Origin of the sequence: Candidatus Chordibacter forsetii (assembly GCF_964187505.1) — a bacterium.
Taxonomy (GTDB): Bacteria; Verrucomicrobiota; Verrucomicrobiia; order Opitutales; family Seribacteraceae; genus Chordibacter; species Chordibacter forsetii.
In genome coordinates this window covers 1-7,149 of sequence record NZ_CAXLML010000099.1, presented here as the reverse complement: position 1 = coordinate 7,149, position 7,149 = coordinate 1, and the positions used below count along the sequence as shown (strand labels likewise).

General features: G+C 46.1%; 9 protein-coding genes. 3 read left to right on the top strand and 6 right to left on the bottom strand.

What is annotated here, in order from left to right; all coding sequences use genetic code 11:
* Nucleotides 1-408 precede the first annotated feature (408 nt).
* Nucleotides 409-816 (bottom strand): phosphoribosyl-AMP cyclohydrolase, encoded by a 408-nt coding sequence (locus tag ACKPQ4_RS04680; RefSeq protein ID WP_407680048.1) that lies wholly within the window; start codon nucleotides 814-816, stop codon nucleotides 409-411.
* A 104-nt stretch (nucleotides 817-920) separates the two neighbouring features.
* Between ACKPQ4_RS04680 and ACKPQ4_RS04675 the strand changes: the two genes are divergently transcribed.
* Complete coding sequence (locus ACKPQ4_RS04675) at nucleotides 921-1,328, top strand: thiol-disulfide oxidoreductase DCC family protein (protein ID WP_407680047.1); 408 nt, start codon at nucleotides 921-923, stop codon at nucleotides 1,326-1,328.
* Nucleotides 1,329-1,335: 7 nt separating this feature from the next.
* Here ACKPQ4_RS04675 and ACKPQ4_RS04670 read toward each other — a convergent pair whose 3' ends face one another.
* Nucleotides 1,336-2,172 carry a purine-nucleoside phosphorylase gene (locus ACKPQ4_RS04670; protein ID WP_407680046.1) on the bottom strand — a complete coding sequence of 279 codons (837 nt, stop codon included), beginning with the start codon at nucleotides 2,170-2,172 and terminating at the stop codon, nucleotides 1,336-1,338.
* On the bottom strand, nucleotides 2,165-3,352 hold the full coding sequence (locus ACKPQ4_RS04665) for an AIR synthase-related protein (protein ID WP_407680045.1): 1,188 nt from the start codon (nucleotides 3,350-3,352) through the stop codon (nucleotides 2,165-2,167). The genes ACKPQ4_RS04670 and ACKPQ4_RS04665 overlap by 8 nt, the downstream gene beginning before the upstream one ends.
* A gap of 75 nt (nucleotides 3,353-3,427) precedes the next feature.
* Between ACKPQ4_RS04665 and ACKPQ4_RS04660 the strand changes: the two genes are divergently transcribed.
* A complete protein-coding gene (locus tag ACKPQ4_RS04660) occupies nucleotides 3,428-4,264 on the top strand; it encodes a GNAT family N-acetyltransferase (protein ID WP_407680044.1) in 837 nt (278 codons plus the stop codon).
* On the opposite strand, the gene xseA is transcribed toward ACKPQ4_RS04660, so the two are convergent.
* The 3 genes from xseA to ACKPQ4_RS04645 are packed head-to-tail and all read right to left on the bottom strand — an operon-like array spanning nucleotide 4,256 to nucleotide 6,370.
* Entirely contained in the window at nucleotides 4,256-5,485 is a 1,230-nt protein-coding gene (gene xseA / locus ACKPQ4_RS04655) for an exodeoxyribonuclease VII large subunit (protein ID WP_407680043.1), read from the bottom strand. The genes ACKPQ4_RS04660 and xseA overlap by 9 nt on opposite strands.
* The gene (locus ACKPQ4_RS04650) at nucleotides 5,475-6,146 is read right to left on the bottom strand and encodes a VTT domain-containing protein (RefSeq protein ID WP_407680042.1); all 672 of its coding nucleotides are present in this window, start codon (nucleotides 6,144-6,146) and stop codon (nucleotides 5,475-5,477) included. The genes xseA and ACKPQ4_RS04650 overlap by 11 nt, the downstream gene beginning before the upstream one ends.
* A complete protein-coding gene (locus tag ACKPQ4_RS04645) occupies nucleotides 6,146-6,370 on the bottom strand; it encodes a pilus assembly FimT family protein (RefSeq protein WP_407680041.1) in 225 nt (74 codons plus the stop codon). The genes ACKPQ4_RS04650 and ACKPQ4_RS04645 overlap by 1 nt, the downstream gene beginning before the upstream one ends.
* 245 nt (nucleotides 6,371-6,615) lie before the next feature.
* Between ACKPQ4_RS04645 and ACKPQ4_RS04640 the strand changes: the two genes are divergently transcribed.
* A partial coding sequence (locus ACKPQ4_RS04640) for a prephenate dehydrogenase (protein WP_407680040.1) occupies nucleotides 6,616-7,149 on the top strand: 534 nt, incomplete at its 3' end.

Sequence of the window (7,149 nt, the reverse complement as noted above, 5' to 3'; positions counted from 1 at the left end):
AAACAAGACCTGGCTGATTCAGGCACCCACCCCGAACTAATTTCCGTTGTAGAACAAGCGTTAATAACATCTAAGTCAGGGAATTTGTAAGAACCCATATTACTAAAGAAAAGAAACTACGTTTCAATTCTTCGGATTACTTTTCGATAAATTCAAGATCCCCCAAGTGAATTCTAGGATGATCTTATTCAAAATATTTCAAACCCTAAAACTAAAAGAGGTATTCTTGCTTCGAATGTTTCTGGTAATGAGGTCCGACCACTTTCCCTGATTGAAAAATAATTTAAGAAGAGTCTGTTTGGGGATAGGGACCTAACCGAACAACGAATACTCCACAACGGTCAGAAGAGTTAAAAATCACCAAAGATACTCGGTTTAAGAAACCTGAGTTCCGCCCATAGGATATAATTAAAAGCGAAGGGATTGGTCCGAAGTAATTTTTCGATAATAACATCCTTTTCTTGCAATACCCTGCTCATCTTTGACATGGCATGCACCCTGCCCTTTTGGGCGCACACGGTAGAGGATGGAATTTTGTTCACAGTTTACCCGGACTTCTACGATTTCTAAATAATCACCCGAGGTTTTTCCTTTGATCCATAATTCATTCCTGCTTGAACTCCAAAAGGTGGCCATACCTTGCTCGAGAGCAGTGTTAAGGGCTAATTCATTGGCATAGCCAACGATTAAAACTTCCCCACTTTCCGCATCCTGGGCGACTGCGGGTATGAGGTCTTCACCACAGGCAACAACCTTGGCAAGTTTCTTAAAATCGAGGGAGAGGGAGGTCCCGTTTTCCAGTTCGTGATGGTCCATATTTTTTGATTACTATGATGTGCACGGATAGTCGAATGGGAAAAGCTTTGTTTCTTACAATTGTCTGTATTCCTTGTCCGAAATTTATTATAAGTAATTTCAAGATGCCCACGGATGAAGAATATGCAGTCGTGCTTTTCGATGGGGTTTGCCACCTCTGTGACGGAGCGGTCCGATTTATTTTGCGTCGGGAAAATTCCACTTTGTTACGCTTTGCTCCTTTGCAGTCGGAAGCGGGTAAAGCTTTGCTAATGAAATACGGATATCCGGAAAACTATTTGGATGGCATGATCTTTATTGAGAATAAACGAGCTCATGACCGTTCCTCTGCCTGTTTGCGTATTGCAGGCAAACTCAAATTGCCCTGGAGGTTATTGGTTGTTTTTTTACTTGTTCCCAAGCCTTTACGCGACCTTGTTTACCGGATGGTTGCAGTTGCTCGTTATCGGTGGTTTGGGAAAAAGGAAGTTTGTTCCCTGCCACAGGGAGAAGACTCGGCACGCTTTCTTTAAAAACTCTTTACTCCGCCAGGGCGGGGATCAGGTGTGCGAGGAGTCGGGTCATTCGGGGTAAAGCTAGTTCCGAGGTTCGCGTGACATCCTCGTGCGTAAGTGCATCGCTGTTCCGACCAGCCGCCAGGTTACTAATGCATGAAATGGCCCCGACTTTTAAACCAAGTCCGTTTGCCACCATGGCTTCTGGTGTCGTCGACATGCCCACGGCGTCTGCACCTAAGCTGGCAAATGCCCGAATCTCCGCTGGTGTTTCGAAGGCAGGTCCGGAAAGTGCGAGGTAGGTACCCTCCTTAATTTCCTGTTCTGTTGCGTGCCCAACCTGTTTTATTTTATTGAGCAGGTCTGGGTCGTACACTTTCGATTGGTCGGGAAAGCGGGGAATAGAGGGGTGTGGGCACTGTCCAATTAGTGGATTGCCCCCCATGAAGTTCAGATGATCAGAAAGAGCCAGGAAGTCACCGGGTTGCAAATCCTCCCGAATTCCCCCTGCGGCATTAGTCAGTAGTAGAGTGCTGACTCCGAGTGCGTGGGCGAGAAGAGCGGGAAAAATGACCGGTTCCCAGCCAACCCCTTCATAAAAGTGTCTACGGCCCTGAAAAATTAGAACATCTAGACCACCGGGCTTGGCAAGCCAGAGGTTTCCCACATGCCCATCAACCGTGGTGGAGCCCATACCAGGCAACTTTTCATACGGTATACTGGAAATGGGAGACAGCCCGTCTACAATTTCCCCCCATCCGGAACCGCAAACCAAACAAGCGTGGGGATGGATATCCCCCCAAGTCTCGTCCAAAATTTTACGGGTTTGTAAGAGTGAGGGGGACGGGGTTTCTTCAGCCATAAGTAAGTTCTACCCCATCCCGACGGATGGTTACATGATTGGCTTGATCTGGGCGTAGAGAGGCTTCGGTTTGGCCAACCACTTGGGCATCAATCTCGAAGGATTTGGAAATTTCAATTACTCGATCGGCATGTTCGGGTGGGCAATATGCTTCTAAGCGATGTCCCATGTTGTAAACTTGGTGCATTTCCTCGTCCGTGGTGCCAGAGGCTTTTTGAATCTCTGCAAATAAGGGAGGAGGAACAAAAAGATTGTCCTTAACATGATGCACGCCGGTTCCGAAGCGCATACATTTAGTTTGTCCACCGCCTGAACAATGCACCAAGCCTTTCAGTTGGTCGCCAAGTTCCTCTGCCATAGCCTTGGCTACAGGCAGATAAGTGCGGGTGGGACTGAGCAATGCCTGGCCCACACTCAAACTAGAACATGGGAGTGGATCTGCCATGCGGTAGGGCCCGCAGTATATGTATTCCTCCGGGGTTTTGGAATCGTAGGTTTCCGGGTATTGTTCGAAATAATGTTTCGATAAAAGTTCATGCCTGGCACTGGTAAGTCCATTGCTCCCAATACCACTATTTTCAATCTTTTCATAACTTGCCTGTCCGCTGGAGGATAGCCCGACAATTGCTAAGCCCGGACAAATTCGGGAATTATCAATCACCCGGTCACGTTCCATTACCGCTACGGCACAAGAGTCCACTGCCACCGTGCCGGTCAGGTCTCCAACATCTGCAGTCTCCCCTCCCCCGCTGAGTACAGAAATGCCCAGATCCCGCAAGGATTGTAAAAATTCTTCAGTTCCTTCAATCAAAGCGGCCAGAGCGTCGGCAGGAAAGTTTCTTGCATTCCGGTTAACGGTACTGGAAACCATCACTCTTTCCCATGAACCCACACAAGCCAAGTCATCCAGATTCATGACCAAACTATCCTGGGCAATCCCTTTAAATATGGAGGCATCTCCAGTCTCCCGATACCAAAGATATCCAAGTATCGATTTGGTGCCTGCCCCATCGGAATGAATGACATTGCAAAAATCATCCCGTCCGGTGAGCGCGTCCGGGGTAATTTTGCAAAAAGCCCCGGGGAATAATCCACGGTCCATACGATCCACCACGCGGTGAACTTCCTCCTTGCTCGAAGACACGCCTCGTTGATTGTAGCGATTTTGAGAACCTTCCATGATTCTATCTCCTACTACTTGCTTGCCCCCTTGACCATCCGAAAGCACTTTGGATCGTTCAATTGCTAAAAAAATTTGAAATTTAGGGTACAGTCATACTTGGAATTTGCGTCTTGGAAGCGCAAAGCCCTCCCTTATCTGAGAAAAGAGGAAGGATGGAACAATCTCTTTTGGCAAATTATTCGTACCAGAGAAAAATCCTCGAGAAAAAGCTGGGCAGGAAATATTTTCCAAGGGGGAAGGGTTCGTTTATCTGCCCTGCTAACACCCTCAAATTTTCTCCTACTATCGAGTGGATCCTTAAAAGCAGTCGAAGCCCTGGGAAAATATGTTCATCTAAGGAAGTGGAAACTGGATGGAGTCAGCGGTCCGGTAAATTTGGTAAACCAATTCCTTTCGTCAGCAAATTTACAACCAAAAGATAAACCAAGTATTTCCGCTCGCGATTTTAAACTCTTTCAAACTACTTCAAAAATAAATCCAACCACGCGGGATGGATATGAGCTACATCGAGTTGAAGGCACACAATGGCCAAGGGCAAGGGTATGGGCTCATCAGTTTGCAATGGAGGCGAACCCACCGATGGACTTAGCTGCCATCACCCAAATGGCCAAGCAAATGCAGGCTGCAAAAAACTTATTTATTCTGAGGAATTCAGAAAATATACTCTGCGCCATGGCCGGGTTTGGCCGTTCCACTGAACGGTATCAGGTGATTAATATGGTGTATGTACCAGAGGAATTACGCGGCAAAGGAATGGCTGAGGAGTTGCTTAATCGCATGATTCTTAAGTCTCAAACTTCTGGCTACAAGGGATGTTTACTTTTCAGTGAATGGCAGGGAGCTCGCAATTTATATGAGTCAATGGGCTGTAAAACCTTAGGCAGGTTTGTGGAACACGATCTAGCCTAACTCATTTTCAAGTGCTTCGAGAGTTCGCTCCCCATCTTCTAAATGAGCGGTAATACGTTTGCCCGGGGGAAGATTCTTCACGGAACGAACCAAGTTTCCCTCCTTGTCGGAAAGATAGGAAAATCCACGCTTCAGTGCTGAAGGCAGGCTGTTTGCCTGTAATCTTTGCTGTATAGAATTAAGCTTGGTGTTGGTTCTTTCCAAAAGGTTTTCCACACAGGTTTGGAGACGGTGTTCCAAATCGTCCAATTGCTGTTGGTGCCGTTCCATTTTGGCCTGAGGTGAACATTTTTCTAAACTCGCTTCAATCAGGGCAAGTTTGTCCGATGCCCGGGAAAGAAAATCTTGTGGTACACGAAGTAGGCGTTCTTCAAGCCGGTGAAAGCGTTCGATTTGTTCGAGGTACTGGGAACTTATCCATTCAGCAGCAGCAGAGGGTGTTTCCGCCCGTAAATCGGCCACGAAATCAGAAAGGACAAAATCGGTCTGGTGACCAATTGCAGAAATGGTGGGAATCGGACAATCTGCAATAGCACGAATCAAAGCTTCGTCATTAAATGCCCACAAGTCCTCAATCGATCCCCCTCCCCTGGCCAGAATAAGCAAGTCGATATCAGGAATTTTTGAAGCTATTTTAACCCCGTTGATAATTTGAGCGGGGGCTTCTTTGCCTTGAACCAAAGAGGGAATTAACCAGATAGTTCCTTTCCAGTTTCGCCGCTTTAAAATACTAATAAAATCCTGCAAAGCTGCACCGTCAGGCGAGGTAATAATACCAATAGTCCGTGCAAAGATGGGTAAGGCAAGTTTTCGTTCCTCTTCGAATAGTCCTTCCTCTAGTAACTTTTTTTTGAGCCGATCAAATTGGAGTCGAAGATTGCCCAGTCCATCCTGAAGCAAATGCCGTATCCGTAACTGATATTCTCCCCTTGGTTCATAGACAGAAATTTCACCGTATGCCAGGCATTCGTCACCTTCCGATGGTAGATAAGCCGAACCCGATGCATCTCCGCGAAAAAATACTGTCTTTAGCTGGCAGTTATTATCCTTGAGTAAAAAGTACCGATGCCCACTTGCCTGGACTCTCAGGTTGGAGATTTCTCCACGCACCCAAACCACCGGAAATTGCGTTTGCAAAGATTTGCGAATCGCCTGGGTCAACCCAGTGATCGACCAAACCGTAGAACGATCTTCTTCCTGCTCAAACAATTCAGTCTGCACTCTTTCCCTTTCTTTTAAGGACAAACCTTCCCAACAAAACGGTGACCCCAATAATGCAGGCTCCAGTCCATAAATACTTCCATTCGCCCCCAAAAATTCCGGCAAAGGCAAGAACATACCCACAGCCCGTAAAGGAGAGAATGGGCAAAGAGACAAGCAAGTACTGGGTAAATGGCATTCCGAGAAGCCCGAGCCCATAGTTGGAAAAGATAAAGGGTACCCCTGGGGTCAGGCGTAAAATGATGGCCCATTCGAGCATGTTACCCGGAGTAGATTCAGGTAAGTGGAAACGGGTCCTTGCGAGGAGTTTGCTTAATAAGCTTCTGGCTGGCCCACGGGCGAGCCAATATGTCCACGAGAGATTAGCAAACAAGGCAAGGGTGCAATATAGGCAGCTAAGCCACGGGCCATTCTCGCCCCCCCATAATCCTGCTAGTCCAAGTAAAGGAGCAACTGGTAATATCAAGCCGGGCAGTACGGCAATAGCCAGAAATAGTAGCGGACCGTTATGAGTCAGGGTATTCCGGGTCGATTCCCATAATTCCTTAATCCTAAGACGAGCGGACTCTCCGCCAATCTCAAGCAATAGAAAATAAATACCAAAGAGCAGGGCAAACACTGCCAGCACTCCTCCGGTGAGCCATAGCAGCTTGCGACCCATTAATCAACTGAGGGTAAAGCGGTGGACTGATTGCTGTCCTTGGGATTTTGTGGAGAAATTGAGGGTGTGCCTGAACGAACAGCGTCGGTAGAAGCATCATTAGCCTCAATGGGCGTAGTATTGGAAAAAGATTTAAGAAAGGGAATAGCTAGAAAGATAAGTATTCCGGTAATGCAGAGAAAGAGAATGAGTTCGATAATAGAATATCCGTGAGACTTTTTCATCTCTTTACCATTGTCTTTGTTTGAATTAATTGGCGATAAGTAAAATCAACCTCTTATTAACCAAAAGAGAAGACCAGGGAGAAAAATTCCGATTAAAGCAAGGATCCCAATAATCAATTGCGCGCGCTGTGATTTTTTGCGATTCTCAGGAGTGACAGGTGAAGGGGGATTTCCCCAGTCTAGATCTTCACCCTTCCCTTTTTCAGTATCATCATTCACAACTAATACCTTTCACGCCTTCGAAAATGTCTCAAGAAGATTTAATTTCATTTAATCGGGTAACCATAGTAGGTCCAGGCCTATTGGGTGCTTCCATCGCAATGAGTTTGAAGAAAAAAGGCATTGCCCGAGAGATTTGGGTGTGGCTGAGGAATGAGCAAAAAAAAGAGTTGTGTGAACAATCGGACTGGTGCGACCGGGCACTGATTGATTTACAGGATGCAGTAAGAAATTCCGATTTGGTGATTCTATGCACACCCGTTGAATTGATTTTGAATCAACTCACCCAGGTATCTGGTTGGTTGAAACCGGGTTGTATAGTTACTGATGTTGGGAGCCTAAAAAAAGGAATATGCCAAAGAGCAGATGAAGTTTTTAGAGATAAACAAATATACTTTGTAGGTTCCCATCCTATGGCAGGTTCCGAAAAAAAGGGTATGAAATATGCATCCTCATCTATGTTGGAGAAGAAAAATTGTATGGTTACTCCGACCGAACAAACAAAATTAAAATATTTAAATAAAATTGCAAGAATGTGGGAAATGATGGATATGAAGGTG

Bases quoted from the DNA above. Each gene is read 5' to 3' on its own strand.
- ACKPQ4_RS04680 (WP_407680048.1), bottom strand. From the start codon at position 816: ATGGACCATCACGAACTGGAAAACGGGACCTCCCTCTCCCTCGATTTT.
- ACKPQ4_RS04675 (WP_407680047.1), top strand. From the start codon at position 921: ATGCCCACGGATGAAGAATATGCAGTCGTGCTTTTCGATGGGGTTTGC.
- ACKPQ4_RS04670 (WP_407680046.1), bottom strand. From the start codon at position 2,172: ATGGCTGAAGAAACCCCGTCCCCCTCACTCTTACAAACCCGTAAAATT.
- ACKPQ4_RS04665 (WP_407680045.1), bottom strand. From the start codon at position 3,352: ATGGAAGGTTCTCAAAATCGCTACAATCAACGAGGCGTGTCTTCGAGC.
- ACKPQ4_RS04650 (WP_407680042.1), bottom strand. From the start codon at position 6,146: ATGGGTCGCAAGCTGCTATGGCTCACCGGAGGAGTGCTGGCAGTGTTT.
- ACKPQ4_RS04645 (WP_407680041.1), bottom strand. From the start codon at position 6,370: ATGAAAAAGTCTCACGGATATTCTATTATCGAACTCATTCTCTTTCTC.